This is a genomic window from Geodermatophilus africanus, assembly GCF_900107105.1.
Taxonomy (GTDB): Bacteria; Actinomycetota; Actinomycetes; order Mycobacteriales; family Geodermatophilaceae; genus Geodermatophilus; species Geodermatophilus africanus.
In genome coordinates, this window is the sequence record NZ_FNOT01000003.1 from 112,498 (window position 1) to 129,137 (window position 16,640).

Annotated in this window: 11 protein-coding genes; 9 read left to right on the forward strand and 2 right to left on the reverse strand. The window is 76.0% G+C overall.

Features of this window, described 5'->3' with window-relative positions; translation table 11 throughout:
* The 5 genes from moeZ to BLW63_RS05870 all read left to right on the forward strand — a co-directional run bounded on the left by moeZ (position 1) and on the right by BLW63_RS05870 (position 4,110).
* Entirely contained in the window at positions 1 to 1,161 is a 1,161-nt protein-coding gene (gene moeZ / locus BLW63_RS05850) for an adenylyltransferase/sulfurtransferase MoeZ (protein ID WP_091152489.1), read from the forward strand.
* Between the two features lie 181 nt (positions 1,162 to 1,342).
* Entirely contained in the window at positions 1,343 to 1,927 is a 585-nt protein-coding gene (locus BLW63_RS05855; protein ID WP_091152491.1) for a TIGR03086 family metal-binding protein, read from the forward strand.
* Positions 1,928 to 2,012: 85 nt separating this feature from the next.
* Positions 2,013 to 3,011: a hypothetical protein gene (locus tag BLW63_RS05860; RefSeq protein ID WP_091152493.1), complete on the forward strand. Its 999-nt coding sequence runs from the start codon at positions 2,013 to 2,015 to the stop codon at positions 3,009 to 3,011.
* Complete coding sequence (locus BLW63_RS05865; RefSeq protein ID WP_244522391.1) at positions 3,008 to 3,331, forward strand: MGMT family protein; 324 nt, start codon at positions 3,008 to 3,010, stop codon at positions 3,329 to 3,331. Before BLW63_RS05860 ends, BLW63_RS05865 begins: the two co-directional genes overlap by 4 nt.
* A gap of 413 nt (positions 3,332 to 3,744) precedes the next feature.
* Positions 3,745 to 4,110: a hypothetical protein gene (locus BLW63_RS05870; protein ID WP_091152495.1), complete on the forward strand. Its 366-nt coding sequence runs from the start codon at positions 3,745 to 3,747 to the stop codon at positions 4,108 to 4,110.
* A 36-nt stretch (positions 4,111 to 4,146) separates the two neighbouring features.
* On the opposite strand, the gene BLW63_RS05875 is transcribed toward BLW63_RS05870, so the two are convergent.
* The gene (locus BLW63_RS05875; protein WP_091152497.1) at positions 4,147 to 4,926 is read right to left on the reverse strand and encodes an alpha/beta fold hydrolase; all 780 of its coding nucleotides are present in this window, start codon (positions 4,924 to 4,926) and stop codon (positions 4,147 to 4,149) included.
* Positions 4,927 to 5,933: 1,007 nt separating this feature from the next.
* Here BLW63_RS05875 and BLW63_RS05885 point away from each other — a divergent pair.
* Complete coding sequence (locus BLW63_RS05885; RefSeq protein ID WP_211517027.1) at positions 5,934 to 9,122, forward strand: ATP-dependent helicase; 3,189 nt, start codon at positions 5,934 to 5,936, stop codon at positions 9,120 to 9,122.
* Between the two features lie 73 nt (positions 9,123 to 9,195).
* The gene (locus BLW63_RS05890) at positions 9,196 to 12,537 is read left to right on the forward strand and encodes an ATP-dependent helicase (RefSeq protein ID WP_091152501.1); all 3,342 of its coding nucleotides are present in this window, start codon (positions 9,196 to 9,198) and stop codon (positions 12,535 to 12,537) included.
* Positions 12,538 to 12,725: 188 nt separating this feature from the next.
* Here the strand turns inward: BLW63_RS05890 and BLW63_RS05895 are convergent, their stop codons facing one another.
* Positions 12,726 to 13,562, reverse strand: coding sequence for an alpha/beta fold hydrolase (locus BLW63_RS05895; protein ID WP_091152504.1), 837 nt, complete (start codon positions 13,560 to 13,562; stop codon positions 12,726 to 12,728).
* Positions 13,563 to 13,587: 25 nt separating this feature from the next.
* On the opposite strand from BLW63_RS05895, the gene BLW63_RS05900 reads away from it, so the two are divergent.
* The gene (locus tag BLW63_RS05900; RefSeq protein ID WP_244522392.1) at positions 13,588 to 15,006 is read left to right on the forward strand and encodes a dipeptidase; all 1,419 of its coding nucleotides are present in this window, start codon (positions 13,588 to 13,590) and stop codon (positions 15,004 to 15,006) included.
* A complete protein-coding gene (locus tag BLW63_RS05905; protein WP_091152508.1) occupies positions 15,003 to 16,610 on the forward strand; it encodes a serine/threonine-protein kinase in 1,608 nt (535 codons plus the stop codon). The genes BLW63_RS05900 and BLW63_RS05905 overlap by 4 nt, the downstream gene beginning before the upstream one ends.
* The last annotated feature ends 30 nt before the right edge of the window (positions 16,611 to 16,640 follow it).

Consider the following 16,640-nt stretch of genomic DNA (forward strand, 5'->3'; position numbering starts at 1 on the left):
GTGTCCCTGCCACCCCTGGTCGAGCCCGCCGCCGACCTGTCGATCGACGAGGTGCGCCGGTACAGCCGCCACCTGATCATCCCGGACGTCGGGATGGACGGGCAGAAGCGGCTGAAGAACGCCAAGGTGCTCGCCGTCGGTGCCGGTGGCCTGGGCTCCCCGGTGCTCATGTACCTGGCCGCGGCCGGGGTCGGCACGCTGGGCATCGTCGAGTTCGACGTCGTCGACGAGTCGAACCTGCAGCGCCAGATCATCCACGGCAGGTCCGACGTGGGCCGGTCCAAGGCCGAGAGCGCGCGCGACTCGATCACGGAGATCAACCCGTTCGTCGACGTCCGCCTGCACGAGACGCGGCTGGACAGCGACAACGTGATGGAGATTTTCGGCCAGTACGACCTCATCGTCGACGGCACCGACAACTTCGCCACGCGCTACCTGGTCAACGACGCCTGCGTGCTGCTGGGCAAGCCGTACGTGTGGGGCTCGATCTACCGCTTCGACGGCCAGGTGTCGGTCTTCTGGGACGAGCACGGGCCGAACTACCGCGACCTGTACCCGGTGCCGCCGCCGCCCGGCATGGTGCCCAGCTGCGCTGAGGGCGGCGTGCTCGGCGTGCTGTGCGCGACCATCGGCGCCATCCAGGCCACCGAGGCGGTCAAGCTGATCACCGGCATCGGCGAGACCCTGCTCGGGCGGCTGATGGTCTACGACGCCCTGGAGATGACCTTCCGCACCATCAAGGTGCGCAAGGACCCGGAGGCCGAGCCGATCACCGGGCTCATCGACTACGAGACCTTCTGCGGCGTCGTCTCCGACGAGGCCCAGCAGGCGGCCGCGGGCTCGACGATCACCGTCGACGAGCTCAAGGACATGATGGACGCCGGCAAGGACTTCGAGCTGATCGACGTCCGGGAGCCCAACGAGTACGAGATCGTGTCGATCCCCGGCGCGAAGCTCATCCCCAAGGACGAGATCCTCTCCGGCCGCGCGCTGGCGCAGCTGCCGCAGGACAGGCCGATCGTGCTGCACTGCAAGACCGGTGTCCGCTCGGCCGAGGTGCTCGCCGCGGTCAAGAACGCCGGCTTCTCCGACGCCGTCCACGTGCAGGGCGGCGTGACCGCCTGGGCGACGCGCATCGACAAGGCGCTGCCCACCTACTAAGGAAGGACCTCCTCGCCCCCGGCCGCCCTGCAGGGTCCCGCCGCCGGCCCCGTCCACGGCACCGCCCCGAGCGGAGCAAGGGGTGGGGAGGACGGGGTCCTTCCACGGTGGGGGCAGGGTGGTCCTTCGCCGGTTCGTCCCGCACGGGGCGGGCCGGGCGCTCGCGCTGTCTACTTCCTGCATGGCCGAATTCGCCCCCGCCGAGCTGCTGTCGCTGTTCCAGCGCGCCCAGGCCTCGTTCACCGACCGCGTCGACGCGGTGGGACCCGGGCAGTGGGACGACGGGGCGCTGCCGGGGTGGACGGTCGCCGACCTCGTGGCGCACCTGGTGTCCGAGTCCCTCTGGGCGCCGCCGCTGCTGGCCGGGGAGCCGTTCGACCTGATCGACGGCCGCTTCCCCGACGAGACGAGCGACCTGCTCGGCGACGACCCCCTGACCGGCTGGGAGTCCGCCGCCGACGGTGCGCTGGCCGCGTTCGCGCAGGACCGCGCGCTGCTGCACACCGTCCACCTGCAGCGCGGCCCGACCTCGGCGGCGGAGTACCTCGAGGAGCTGACCGCCGACCTCACCGTGCACTCCTGGGACCTCGCCAGCGCCACCGACGGCGACACCGAGCTCGACCCGGCACTGGTCACGGCGGCTCTGGTGGTCGCCGACCGGCTCCCCGCCGACGGCGTCCGGGGCCTGTTCGACCCGCCGCTGGACGTGCCGCGCACCGCCCCGCCGCAGGTTCGGCTGCTCGGCAGGTACGGCCGCCGCAGCTGATCTCGGCCGCCGCGCGACGGAGGCACACCACGCGGTCCCCTCGCCTCTAAGCTGCCTCGCGCTCGACCAGCGGGAGGTGTGCCACATGAGTCAGCCGCCCTCGGGTCCGTCCTCCCACGGCTCGTCCGGCGAGCCGGGCCGACCCGACCAGCCGGCACCCGGTCAGGGCCCCTGGAACGCACCGCAGCCACCCGGAGGCCCGGGCGGCACACCGCCCGGGCAGCAGCCTGGCGGTGGCCAGCCGGGTCAGTACGGGCAGGCCGGTCCCTACCAGCCGCCGACCTCCTACGGTCCGCCCGGACAGCAGAGCTCCTGCGGCCAGCCCGGGCAGTACGGGCAACCGGGCTCCTACGGCCAGCCCGGGCAGTACGGCCAGCAGGGCCCCTTCGCGCAGTACGGCCAGCCCGCCTACGGGCCACCCGGCGGGCCCGGCGGCCCCGGCCAGGGCGGCGGCCGGCGGGGGCTGGTGATCGGGCTCGTGGCCGCGGTGGTCCTGGTGGTCGCTCTCGGCGCCGTCCTGCTGTTCACGATGCGGGACGACCCGGCCCCGGCCGCGAGCTCCTCCAGCGCCACGTCGTCGAGCGAGTCGACCACCCGCTCCTCGCCGTCGTCGAGCAGCGCGGCACCGTCGTCGAGCGCCCCGGCGGCGCCCGAGCAGGACTTCGTCGCCACCCTCCCGACCGACCTGACCGGCTGCCAGCCCATCGAGCTGCACGGCGACGGCGACATCGCCGCGGCCCGGTGCGGTCCGGCGCTCACCCAGCCCGGTCCGCAGGAGGCCCAGTTCCACCTCTACGAGGACGTGGAGACGCTCGACCAGGTGTTCACCCAGGACGTCGAGTCGCGCGGCATCGCCGCGTTCCCCGGCGACCCGGACTGCGCCAATGGGCAGGGCTCCGGCGAGTGGTCGAGCAGCGGCAGCACCGGACTCTTCGCGTGCGCGCTCATCGACGGCCGGACGTGGCTGTACTGGACCGACCGCGTCGCGCTCACCGAGGGCATCGTCGTGGGCTCCGGCAGCACCCAGGCCGACCTCGGCGCGCTCTACGACTGGTGGACGACGAACAGCGACTACGTGCTGTGAGCCGGGGGGCGCCCGGCGGACCACGACCCCCGGGTGCCTCCCCGCTGGACGTCGACGAGGCGGTGTTCGACGTCGTGGAGCGCATCCCGCCCGGGCGGGTGAGCACCTACGGCGCGATCGGCCGGCTGGTGGGCGTCGGGCCGCGGCGCGTCGCCCGCGCGCTCTCGCAGGGCGGGGGCGCGGTGCCCTGGCACCGGGTGGTCCGCGCCGACGGGTCGGTCGCCGAGCCGGTGCGGGTCGAGCAGCTCGGGCTGCTCGCCGCCGAGGGGGTGCCGGTGCGGTCCGGCCGGGTCGACCTGGCCGCCGTCGCCTGGCCCTGAGAGCAGCCAGATACACCTGGTGAGGTGGAGTCCAGCGCGGTGCTCTCGTGGCACCCGGCGCCCTGGAGGCGCTTCCGGCGACGTCCCTGGACCGACCGTGCCCCCCAGCGGGCCGCCTGAGCGCACCACCGCCGGCTCACCTCAGGGGCGGCCGCAGGGACAGGTGCACGGGGCGCGTCCGCCGACGTCGACGCGTCCCGGCGCAGCCGGTCGTGCGAGGACCCGGTGAGATCGCCGGCCGTCCAGCATGGTCTCCAGCACGGTCGGTGCTCCGAGTCCCGGCCGAACGCGCGCTGCGCTGCAGCCACAGGAACCCACGATCCCGACCCGGTGTCCTCGCCGTGGGCCGTATCTCCCGGAGCTGGGACGCGCTCTGTCTCGGTACAGGACACATCCTGGGAGGTGCCTGACCGATGAACCTCCTCCTCTACGCCGTCCTCACGTTCGCGCCTGCCGGATCCTTCATCGCCATGGCCAAGGCGCTCGAGTGGTGGACCCGCGGAAATGGCGCCACCCGATCAGGCGCCGAATCCCCGAGCCCGGAGATCGACCGACTCGTGGACGATCTGCGTCGGCTCGAGCGCGACTACTGCCGAATCGAGCACTCCGATCTGCCGTGCCGCGCAGCGCGACTGCACAGCGTGAGCCTGGCCTACGACGACACCCTGTGCGCGTGCCTCACGGCCCTCGAGATCCCATGGTCGGGGCGCCCCCCGTTCGACGGGGTGCAGCGTCTGGAGATGGAGGCGGCCCTGGCGCAGCGTGGCGTCACCTGGTGATCGCCACGTTGCTGGCCGCAGGCTCGAGGGAGACCGTCACAAGCAGGCCAGCATCAGCTCCCAGAAGGTCTCCGGCGTCTCGAGCGGCGGCAGGTGACCGGCGCCTTCGATGACGGCGTGGCGCGCACGGGGCAGTGCTCGGGCCATCGCCTCCGCTCCTTGGCGGAAGTCGCGCTTGTCCAGCTCGCCCGCCGCCACGAGCGTGGGGACGCTCAGCCGGGCGAGGGCGTCGGGGCGCTGCTCGACGGGGTCGGGGGCCTCCGTCGTCGGCGGGGCCTCGGCCTGCAGCGCGAACGCACGCCGCTGCATCGCGGCCACCCGCTCACGCAGCTCCGGCGACGCGTCGGGCAGTGTCCACGCGTGGACGACGGCCTCGACGGCGGCCTCGATGTCTCCGCGCTGCAGTGCCGCTTCCTCCGCTTCCCAGGCGGCCTTCAGCTCGGGAGAAGGCTCCAGCGCGGGCGGTGGAGCCGAGATGAGCGCGAGCGCCGACACCCGGTCGGGCGCAACCAACGCCGCCCGGAGCGCCACCGCGCCCCCGAAGGAACTGCCGACGAGCGCGGCACGCACGATGGCCAGCCCGTCCATCGTGCGCAGGACATCCGCCCACGGAGCCTGCTCGCCGGATGCGACCCGCGCCTCGCCGAAGCCGGGGAGATCCACGGCCACCGCCCGGTAGCCGGCGTCGGCCAGGCGCTCCACGTACTCCGACCACATCGTGCGGTCGGCGATACCGGCGTGGATCAGTACGACGGCCGGCCCACTGCCGGCCTCGTCATGGGGGAGGATCACAGCCGCCCAGTCCCACAGGATCACGCTCGATCGGCACCGGCACCGTCCAGGGACGTGAGGGCACTCGGGACGCTCGATCTTCGGCGCGCAATCCTCCGCGCGTCAACCCTGCGTGGACCGCTCGGCCACGCCTACAGGCCGAAGCGCCTGCCGCCCGGCCGGCTGGTCATCCCGCTTCTCGATGTGGCGGCAGCCCTCGAGGCGGCCCCGGGTCAACAGATCGGTCACGGGCGTGCCGCTGTCTGCGGCGCTGAACCCACTGGCCCCTCAGTGCGCCGCCTCGAGGACACCTGGGCCGCCCGTTCCCAGGTGACTGGCGGCCATTGGTCGCGAGGTACCGCGCTGACGTCCGCTCCCCGTCGACCGATCCTGTTCCGCCGGACTGAGCGGATCGTGCGACTCCACAGCCAGCTGTCGACGTGGATCGCGTAGTCCCGTCGTGGAGGGTCGTTCGGCAGCGACCGAGGAACAGTGCGAGACGCAGTTGATGGTCGTGCACGCCGAGCTCCTCGTGACAGGAGGGGGCGGCCCATCTACCCCCTGCCGGTCGATGCCGGCCAGCTCGGACGATCTCGTCCACGACCGTGAGGGGTCGGTCGGGACGACGCACGAGGGACCTGTGGAGCGAAGCCCTCGGTGTCCCGTGGTGGGCCGCCGTGGGACGGAGGGCAGCGTCAGGCACGTGGCCGAAGGATCCACCTGCGCAGGCGGTCCAGCTCCGCAGCGTCGTGCCGTCGGAGGTGGCTGGTGGCACGCGGGCTGTCGCCCAGGAACATGATCGGGATCCACCCTCTCCCGCCCTCACCGTCGCGCCAACGAAGAGCGGGAAGGCCCGTGATCCCCTCGATGCTGGCCCTTGGCACGACGCGCGTACGCAGTAGGCCGCGGACGCGCACAACGCCGTCCCGGTGTTCCACGCCGATCGAGAGGCTGTGGACGGCGATGACGGCACCGACCCCCGAGGGGGCACTGCCGCGCCGGGGGAGCCCGTCCCTCCCGGGATCGTCGGCCGCTCGTGGTGTCATCGGGGGGTGGCACTGCGGGGGGACGAGTCGACGCCGGTCTACCGCCTCGTGCAGCCGGCCGTCGCGCCGGTGCGCAGACCCCGGCTCGACCCCACCCAGCAGGCCGTCGTCGACCACCCGGGCGGGCCGCTGCTGGTGCTGGCCGGCCCCGGCACGGGCAAGACGACGACCATCGTCGAGGCGGTCGCCGCGCGGATCGACCGCGGCGTCGACCCCGAGCAGATCCTCGTCCTGACCTTCAGCCGCCGGGCCGCCGCGGAGCTGCGCGACCGCGTCACCGCGCGAGTGGCGCGCACCATCCGGGAGCCGCTGGCCCGCACCTTCCACTCCTACGCCTACGGCGTGCTGCGACGCGCGGCGCTGCTGCGCGGGGAGGCGCCCCCGCGGCTGCTCACCGCCGCCGAGCAGGACGCTGTCGTCGCCGAGCTGCTCCGCGGTGACCTGGCCGGGGAGGGTGCGGTGCGCTGGCCGGAGTCGCTGCTGCCGGCGCTGACCACCGCCGGGTTCCGCGGCGAGCTGCGCGACCTGCTGCTGCGGGCCACCGAGCGCGGCGTCGGCCCCGAGGTGCTGGCCGCCTGGAGCCGCGAGACCGGCACCGAGGCGTGGCTGCACGCCGCGGCCTTCCAGGAGCAGTACGAGGCGGTCACCGCCTTCTCCACCGCCGGTGGCGGTGACGCGTCGGGCTACGACCCCGCCGAGCTGGTCCGGGCCGCGATCGCCGAGCTCGAGGACGACCCGGCACTGCTGCGCGCGGAGCGCGAGCGGGCCCGCTGGCTGTTCGTCGACGAGTACCAGGACACCGACCCGGCACAGGTGGAACTGCTGCAGCTGCTCGCCGGTGGTGGGGGCGACCTGGTCGTCGTCGGCGACCCCGACCAGGCCATCTACGCCTTCCGTGGTGCCGAGCCGCGCGGCATCGTCGAGTTCCCGGAGCGGTTCCGCACCGCCACCGGCCGGCCCGCACCGCGGCTGTCGCTGGGCGTCTGCCGGCGCTCGGGCCCGGCGCTGCTGGCGGTCAGCCGGCGGGTCGCCGAGGCGCTGCCCGGCCCGTGGGAGCACCGCCGGCTGGCCGCGGTCGAGGGTGCCGCGGAGGGTGCCGCGGAGGTGCACGTCTTCGGCGCGGCGTCGGTCGAGGCCGCCTACGTCGCCGACACCCTGCGCCGCGCACACCTGGTCGACGGCGTCCCGTGGTCGGAGATGGCCGTCGTCGTCCGCACGGCGCTCGCCGTCGGGCCGCTGCGGCGGGCGCTGACCTCGGCCGGCGTCCCCGTCGAGGTCGGCACCGACGACCTGCCGCTGGCCGCCCAGCCGGCCGTCGCACCGCTGCTCGCCGCGCTCACCGCCCTGCTGCCGCAGCCGGGCGTCGAGCCGGGCGCGCTCGCCCTCGACGAGATCGGCGCCGAGGCGCTGCTGACCTCCCCGCTGGGCGGCGCGACGGTGCTGGACCTGCGCCGCCTGCGCCGCGCGGTGCGGATCGCGCAGGCCCGGCGCGGGGTCGACGCCGACGAGCGGGGCGCGCCGCTGGCCACCGCGCTCACCGACGAGGCGCTGCTGGTGGAGCTGCCCGAGGCCGTCGCCCGTCCCGCCCGTCGGGTCGCCGACGTGCTGGCCGCCGGCCGGGTGGCACTGGCCCGCGACGGCTCCGCCGAGGACGTGCTCTGGGCGATCTGGCAGCGCAGCGGGCTGGCCGGCCGGTGGGCGCGGGCCAGCGCCGCCGGTGGAGCGGCCGGGGCGGTCGCCGACCGCGACCTCGACGCCGTCGTTGCGCTGTTCGACGCCGCGGCGGGCTTCGTCGACCGGCTGCCCTCGGCGACCGTGGGCGCCTTCGTCGAGCACCTGTCGGCCCAGCAGCTGCCCGGGGTCGCCGGCGCGGGCCGGGAGTCGGCGGCCGACGCCGTCCGGCTGCTCACCGCGCACGCGTCCAAGGGCCTGGAGTGGGACGTCGTCTGCGTGGCCGGCGTGCAGGACGGCATCTGGCCCGACCTCCGCGACCGCGGCACGCTGCTGGGCACCGAGCTGCTGGTGGAGCGGGTGGCGGGCATCGACGGCGCCGTGATCGACCGGCGCGTGCACATGCTGGCCGAGGAGCGGCGGCTGTTCTACGTCGCCTGCACCCGCGCCCGCCGCCGGCTGGTGGTCACCGCCGTCGAGGGTGCCCTGGACGGTCCGGACGCCGGCGCGACCGCCTCCCGATTCCTCGACCTCGTCGTCGCCCCGCCCGACGACGGCCGACCGCTGACTCCGCTGCCGCGCTCGCTCACGCTGCCCGCGCTGGTCGCCGAGCTGCGGCGGGCGGTCAGCGACCCGCAGACCGAGCCGGCCCGCCGGTCGGCCGCCGCCGCGGTGCTGCGCCGGCTGGCCGACGAGGACGTGCCCGGCGCCTCCCCGGCCGACTGGTGGGGGCTGGCGCCGCTGTCCGACGACGCCCCGCTGGTGCCCGACGGCGAGCCGGTGCGGGTGCGCCCGTCGGCGATCGAGACCTTCCAGCGCTGTCCGCTGAAGTGGGTGCTCGGCGCGGTCGGCGCCGAGGCCTCGCCCGACGCCACCCGCACCGTCGGCTCGGCGGTGCACGCCGTCGCCCAGAAGGTGGCCGAGGGGCTGCCCGCCGCCGAGGCGCCGGCCGCGCTGGCCGAGGAGCTCGACCAGCTCGACCTCGGTCCCGGCTGGGCCGACCAGCGGCAGCGGACCGCCGCCCGGGACATGCTCGACCGGTTCCTGCGCTGGCACGTCGGCAACGTCCGCGAGCTGGTGGGCGCCGAGACCGACTTCGACGTCACCGTCGGCCGGGCGCGCATCCGCGGCCAGGTCGACCGGCTCGAGCGCGACGGGGACGGCCGGCTGGTCGTCGTCGACCTCAAGACCGGCCGCACCGCCGCCCGCGACATCGACACCCACGGGCAGCTGGCCGCCTACCAGGTGGCCGTCGCGGCCGGCGCGTTCGGCGCGCACGGCGACGCGCCCGGCGGGGCGGCGCTGTTGCAGGTCGGCTCCGGGACGAGGGCCAAGGAGCAGGCGCAGGACCCGTTGCCCGCCGAAGTCCCGGTGACCGAGACCTGGGCCGGGGAGCTGGTGGCGCAGGTCGGCGACGGCATGGGCGCGGCCACCTTCGAGGTGCGCACCGGCAGCCACTGCTCCCGGTGCCCGGCCCGGCGCAGCTGCCCGCTGCACGAGCGCGGCCGGCAGGTCACGTCGTGAGCGAGCTCGCGAGCCCACGCATGGGCACAGCAGTCCGGCGAACGCGGCCGACGAGCGCCAGCGAGGAGGACGCGTGAGTCGGCGGACGCCCACCGCGGAGGCGCAGCTCTCCTTCGACGACGCCCTGTTCGGTGCTGCCCCCGAGCCGGTGCGGGAGCGCCGGACGCTCACCCCCGCCGAGGTCGCCGCGCGCTGCGGCCTGACCTACGCGCCCTCGGACGAGCAGGCGCGGGTGGTGTCGGCGCCGGCCGACCGGCCGCTGGTCGTCGTCGCCGGTGCCGGGTCGGGCAAGACCGAGACGATGGCCGCCCGCGTCTGCTGGCTGGTGGCCAACGAGCTGGTAGGCCCCGACGCGATCCTCGGGCTGACGTTCACGCGCAAGGCGGCCAGCGAGCTCAACGAGCGCATCCGGATCCGGCTGGGCGCGCTGTCCCGGCACCCGGAGACCGACCCGGAGCTCCGGGAGCGGCTGGCCGTCGCGATGCCGACGGTGTCGACCTACCACGGCTACGCGGCGTCGCTGGTCAGCGAGCACGGGCTCCGGATCGGCGTCGAGCCCGGCGCCGGGGTGCTCGGCCCGGCGATGTGCTGGGGGCAGGCGGCGTCCGTCGTGTCCGGCTGGACCGGCGACATGGACGACGTCCAGCTCACGCCGCTGACCACCGTCGAGGACGTGCTGGCGCTGGCCGGCGAGCTGGGCGAGCACGACATCCCCGCCGACCGGCTGCGCGCCTGGACCGCGCAGCTGGAGCGGCGGGTCGCCGGCTACCCCGATGCGAAGGGCAAGCGGGGCCCCTACAAGCCGGTGCTCGACATGCTGGCCCGCCAGCGCGCCCGCGTGGCGCTGCTGCCGCTGGTCGAGGCGTTCGAGGCGCGCAAGCGGGCGGCCGGGGCGATCGACCACTCCGACCAGGTGGCGCTGGCCGCGCGGGTCGCCGTCTCCGCGCCCGAGGTGGGTCGCCGCGAGCGGGCCCGCTGGCGGATCGTGCTGCTCGACGAGTACCAGGACACCAGCGTCGGACAGCTGCGGATGCTCGAGGCGCTGTTCGGCCGCACCTCCGGGCACGCGGTGCTCGCCGTCGGGGACCCCCGGCAGTCGATCTACGGCTGGCGTGGCGCGTCGGCCGGCACGATCGAGCGCTTCGCCCGCACCTTCCCCGGCGTCCGCGGGACGGACGCCCAGCGGCTCACCCTGGCCACCAGCTGGCGGAACGACGGCGCGGTGCTCGCCGTCGCCAACGCCGTCGCGGGGCTGCTGCCGGCGCCCGACGTGCCGCTGCCCGACCTCGCCCCGGCTCCCACCGCCGGGCACGGGCTGGTCACCGCCGGCCTCTACACCACCGTGGCGGAGGAGACCGAGGCGCTCGCCGACCGGCTGGCCGCCTGCTGGCGCGGCGCGGACCCCGCGCTGCCGGCGCGCGCCGACGGCCGGCCCCCGACGACGGCGGTGCTGGTGCGCACCCGCAAGCAGCTGCCCGGCATCGCCGCCGCGCTGCGCGCCCGGGGCCTGCCGGTGACGGTCGTCGGCCTGGGCGGGCTCCTGGAGGTGCCCGAGGTCTCGGACGTCGTCGCGACGCTGACCGTCCTGGTCGACCCCAGCGCCGGCGACGCGATGGGCCGGCTGCTGACCGGCGCCCGCTGGCGGATCGGCCCGCGCGACCTCGCCGCGCTGGAGGCCCGGGCCCGCGCGCTGGTGCACTCCCGGAAGCCGGATCGCGAGGACGGTGACGACCCTCGCCCGTCCGAGCGCGGCAGCATCGTCGAGGCGCTCGACGACCTCGGGGACCCCGCCGCCTACTCGCCCGCCGCGTACCGGCGGCTGCGCCGGCTGGCTGCGGAGCTGGCCCACCTGCGCGGCCGGCTGGGGGAGTCGCTGCCCGACCTGGTCGACGACGTCGCCCGGGTGCTGGGCCTGGAGACCGAGCTGGCCAGCGCGCCGGGCGTCAGTCCCGGCTCGGCGCGGGCGCACCTCGACGCGCTGCACGCGGTCGCCGCCGAGTTCACCGAGCTGGCCGAGCTGCCCTCGCTGCCGGCCTTCCTCGGCTACCTCGGCGACGCCGAGGAGCGCGAGCGCGGCCTCGAGCCCGGCGAGGTCGCGGTCGACCCCGAGTCGATCCAGCTGCTCACCGGCCACTCGGCCAAGGGCCTCGAGTGGGACGTCGTCGCCGTGCCGGGCATGACCGCCGACCAGTTCCCTTCCCGCACCGACACCAGCGACTCCTGGGTCAAGGACCCGGGCGCGGTCCCGGTCGACCTGCGCACCACCGACCGCGAGGAGCTGCCGCAGCTGCGGCTGCCGGTGCCCGGCTCCGGCGACCAGGCCGCGGTGCGCGCCGCGCTCGAGGACTACGTCGAGGAGTGGAAGCGCTTCGGCGAGGCCGAGGAGATCCGGCTCGGCTACGTCGTCGTGACCCGCGCCAAGCACCTGCTGGTGTGCTCGGGCAGCTGGTGGCGCGAGGGCGTGAAGCCGAACGGCCCGTCGGTGCTGCTCGACACGGTCCGCCGCGCGTGCACCGCCGGCGCCGGCGTCGTCGTCGCGTGGACCGAGCGACCCGATGAGGGCGCCACCAACCCGGCGCTCGACGAGTGGCCGGTCGGCGTCTGGCCCGCTGACCCGCTCTCCCCGCCGCGCCGCCGGGCGCTCACCGCCGCGGCCGAGCTGGTGGCCGGCGCCGCCCCGCACCCGCTGGACCCGGACGCCGCCCTCGGCAGCGCCGACCCCGAGGTGGAGCGGTGGGTGCGCGACGCCGACCTGCTCCTGCGCGAACGGCGGCGCACCGCCCGCCCGACCGTCGAGGTGCCGCTGCCCAGCCACCTGTCGGTGTCCGAGCTGGTCGCGCTGCGCCGCGACCCGGCCGAGCTGGCCCGGCGGCTGCGCCGGCCGATGCCCGCCGCGCCTGCGCCGCTGGCCCGTCGCGGCACCGCCTTCCACGCCTGGCTGGAGGAGCGCTTCGGCGCCGCCCGGTTGCTCGACCTCGACGAGCTGCCCGGCTCCGGCGACGAGTCCGCCGCCCCCGACGGCGCGCTCGCCGCGCTGCAGGAGGCGTTCCTCGCCGGCCCGTGGGCCGACCGGCAGCCGGTCGAGGTGGAGGTGCCGTTCGAGACGCCCCTGGGCCCGCTCACCCTGCGCGGCCGCATCGACGCGATCTTCGACGACGGGAGTGGCGGCTTCGAGGTGGTCGATTGGAAGACCGGCCCCCCGCCGTCGGGCGCGGAGCTCGCGGCCGCGGCGGTGCAGCTGGCCGCCTACCGGCTGGGCTGGTCACGGCTGACCGGCGTCCCGGTCGAGCGGGTCAGCGCCGGGTTCCACCACGTCGCGGCCGCCGTCACCGTGCGCCCGGTCGACCTGCTCGACGAGGCCGGCCTGCTGGCGCTGGTCACCGGAACCACTGAAGGGGAGCCGGAGGGGTACTGACCCGCGCGGTGCGGCCCCGTCCCGAGGCTCGCCCCGAGCCTGACCGGCCCCGTCCAGAGGCTCGCCGCGAGCCGACCGGCCCCGTCCAGAGGCTCGCCGCGAGCCGACCGGCCCCGTCCAGAGGCTCGCCGCGAGCCTGCGAGCGGTGAGGAGGACGGGGTCCTTCTCGAGGAGGACGGGGTCCTCTCTCAGGTCGAGGCGATGCGGTCCAGGATCGCCACGGCCAGCTGTTCCGGGGCCTGCTCGGGCACCCAGTGCGAGACCCCCGCCAGCTCGACGAAGCGATAGTCGCCGGCGACGTGCTCGGCGCAGCCCTCCGCGGCCCGCCGGCCGATCGCGACGTCGCCGTCGCTCCAGACGTAGGTAGTCGGCACGGTCACGTCGTCGACCGGGGTGGCCGAGCTCATCGCGCGGTACCAGTTGAGCGCCGCGGTCAGCGCGCCCGGCGCCGACAGCACGGCCACGTACTCGTCGACGGCCTCGGCCGGGACGGCGTCCCCGAACATCCGCCGCAGCCGCCGGGCGTCGTCGGCCAGCAGCACCTCCTCGGCCTTGCCCGGCTGCCAGAACAGCCGGATGTAGGCCGAGCGCTCCATCTGCTCGGGGTCGGAGCGGAAGGCCGTGGTGAACGCCGTGGGGTGCGGCACCGAGACGGCGGTCAGCGAGCGCACCCGGTCCTCGTGCCACGCGGCCAGCGTCCAGGCGACGTTGGCGCCCCAGTCGTGCCCGACGACGTCGGCCACCGGCACGTCCATCGCCGTCATCAGGTCGGCCGTGACCTGCGCGAGGTTGGTCAGGGCGTAGGAGTCGACGTCGAGCGGCCGGGCGCCGGGGGAGTAGCCGAGCTGGTCGACGGCGTAGCTGCGCAGCCCCGCCTCGGTCAGCCGGGGCGTCACGGCGGCCCACGACGCCGACGTCTCCGGGAAACCGTGGAGCAGCAGCACCGGGCGGCCGTCGTCGGGCCCGTCGGCCCGGACGTCGAACGTGAGGTCGCCGACGTCCACCCTCAGCAGCTGTCCCGCCATGCCCGCGACGCTACCGTCGGCAGTCGTGAGCAGCCCGGAACGCGACTTCGTCAGCGCGCACCTCGACGACCTGCACGCCGACCTCGACGCGTGGTTGCGGATCCCGTCGATCTCCGCCGACCCCGCGCACGCCCCCGACGTCGCCGCGAGCGCCGAGTGGCTGGCCGCCGCGCTGCGCCGCACCGGCTTCCCCGTCGTCGAGGTCTGGGAGACCGCCGGGGCGCCCGCGGTCTACGCCGAGTGGTCCTCGGCGGACGACGGTGCGCCGGTGGCCCTCGTCTACGGCCACCACGACGTGCAGCCGGTCGACCCGCTGGAGCTGTGGGAGCACCCGCCGTTCGAGCCGGCCCGCGTCGAGGGCGCCGACGGCCCCGAGCTGCACGCGCGCGGCGCCATCGACGACAAGGGCAACGTCGCGATGCACCTGCTCGGGATGCGCGCACATCTGGCCGCCACCGGCCGCGACACCCCCGCGGTCATCGTGAAGGTCCTCGTCGAGGGCGAGGAGGAGTCCGGGTCGCCGCACTTCGCCGCGCTGCTGCGCGAGCGGGCCGACCGGTTGCGCTGCGACGTCGTCGTCGTCAGCGACACCGGGATGGCCGCCCCGGACGTGCCCAGCGCCGTGGTCGCCATGCGCGGGCTGGCCGACGCCGAGATCACCCTGCGCGGGCCGGCCGTCGACCTGCACTCGGGCTCCTTCGGCGGCGGCGTCCCCAACCCGCTGCACGCGATGGCGACCCTGCTGGCGAGCCTGCACGACGAGCACGGGCGGGTCACCCTGCCCGGCTTCTACGACCGGGTGCGGCAGCTCACCGACCGGGAGCGCGCGCTCATGGCCCGGGTGCCCTTCGACGAGGCCGCGTGGCTGGCCGGCCCGGCCGCCTCCCGCCTGGCCACCGGGGAGGAGGGTTACAGCACCCTGGAGCGGATCGGCGCCCGCCCGACCGCCGAGGTCAACGGCATGTGGGGCGGGTACACCGGCCCCGGCCACAAGACGATCATCCCGGCCGAGGCGCACGCCAAGATCACCTTTCGGCTCGTCGCCGACCAGCGGCCCGCCGACCTCGCCGACCAGGTGCGCGGCTGGGTGGCGGCCAACCTGCCCGCGGGCATCCAGGCCGACGTGCACGTGCCCGCCGGTGGCGTCTCGCCGTGCGCCAGCGACCTCGACTCCCCGGCGATGGCCGCCCTGCTGGCCGCCATCGGCCAGGCCAACGACCGCGACCCCGCCGACGTCCTGTTCACCCGCGAGGGCGGCAGCGGTCCGGAGGCCGACCTGGTCGACGTGCTGGGGGCGCCCCTGGTCTTCCTCGGCGCCGGGCTGCCGACCGACCGCATCCACTCGCCGAACGAGCGGGTGCTGCTGCCGATGCTGTACCGGGGCGCCGAGGCGGTCGCACACCTCTGGCGGGAGCTCGCGAGCGTGCCGCTGCCCCTCCGGTGACCGGGTCGCCGGCCGGGAGGCGGTTCGGCCCGTACCGAATCCTCGGCGTCCTCGGCCGCGGCGGCATGGGGCAGGTGCTGCGGGCGCACGACGACGTGCACGAACGGGACGTCGCCCTGAAGGTGCTGCACCCGCAGTGGGCCCAGCACGAGGGGTACCGCGACCGCTTCCGGCGCGAGGCCCGCACCGCCGCCCGGCTCACCGAGCCGCACGTCATCCCCATCCACCGGTACGGGGAGATCGACGGGCAGCTGTTCCTCGACATGCGCCTGGTGGACGGCGAGGACCTCGACTCGCTGCTGCGGCGCACCGGCCCGATGGACCCCGTCCGCGCCGTCGACCTGGTCGGCCAGGTCGCCCGCGCGCTCGACGCCGCGCACGCCGGGGGCCTGGTACACCGGGACGTCAAGCCCTCCAACGTGCTGCTGGTCGGCCGCGCCGACGGGCGCGACCTGGCCACCTCGGCCGCCGGCGAGGACTTCGCCTACCTCGCCGACTTCGGCGTCGCGCGCGGCGCCGCCGACGGGCCCGGCCCGGCGCTGACCGCCGTCGGCACCGCGGTCGGCAGCGCCGAGTACATGGCGCCCGAGCGGTTCGGTCCGACGCCGCCGGACGCCCGCGCCGACGTCTACTCGCTGGCCTGCCTGCTGTTCGAGCTGCTGACCGGCCGCCGCCCGTTCCCGCCGGGCGACCCGGCGCGGATGATGGCCGCGCACCTGCACGAGCCCCCGCCGGCGCCGTCGTCCCTGCGGCCGGGGCTGCCCGCTGCCCTCGACGACGCCGTGCTGCGCGGCCTGGCCAAGGACCCCGACCGGCGCTGGCAGCGGGCCGGCGACCTCGCCGACGCCGCGCGGGCGGCGCTGACCGGCAGCGGCGTCTCGGTGCCGTCCCCGGACGACGCCGCGACCGCCGTCGGACCCCTGCCGAGCGACGGCGGTCGCCCTCCCACCCGGGTCGTGCCGGCCGCCGCCCCGGTGCCTACCGCGCCGACCCTCGTCGGCGCCCCGCCCGCCGGCGGGCCCCGGCACCGACGCCGCTGGCTGCCCTGGGTGCTGGCCGCCGCCGCGACGGTCGCGGCGCTGGTGCTCGCCGGGCTGCTCGTCGCCGCCGACCGCCGGGCCGACGGGGCCGCCGCCGACGTCTCCGGCGTCGCCGAGCGGCTGCTGGCCATGGCCCTGCCCGAGGAGGTCGACCCCGCCGACTGCACCGCCGCACCCGGCGAGGGCACGGCGCTGGCCCGGCTCGACTGCCCCGCCGGGGACCCCGACGAGAACGGCGCCCCGGCGACCACCCACACCCTCCACGCCGGAGACGGCGCGGTCACGGCGCTCGCCGCCCACGTCGAGGCCGAGGGGCTGCGCGAGCTCGGCAGCGAGTACGAGTGCGGCCGCGAGGAGGACCCGCAGGGCTGGCTGTTGCTGCGCGACTCCGACGACCGGGCGGTCGGCCGGCTGGCCTGCTCCCTCGACGCGCAGGGCGACGCGCAGCTGCGCTGGACCTGGGACGACACGGGCACCCTCGCCGTCGCCGAGGTGCGCGGCGGCGGGACCGACGGGTTGCGGGAACTGGTGTCGTGGTGGGACGACGACGCCGACCGGCGCTGACCTGACCCGCCCGCCGGCGCACCTAGGGTG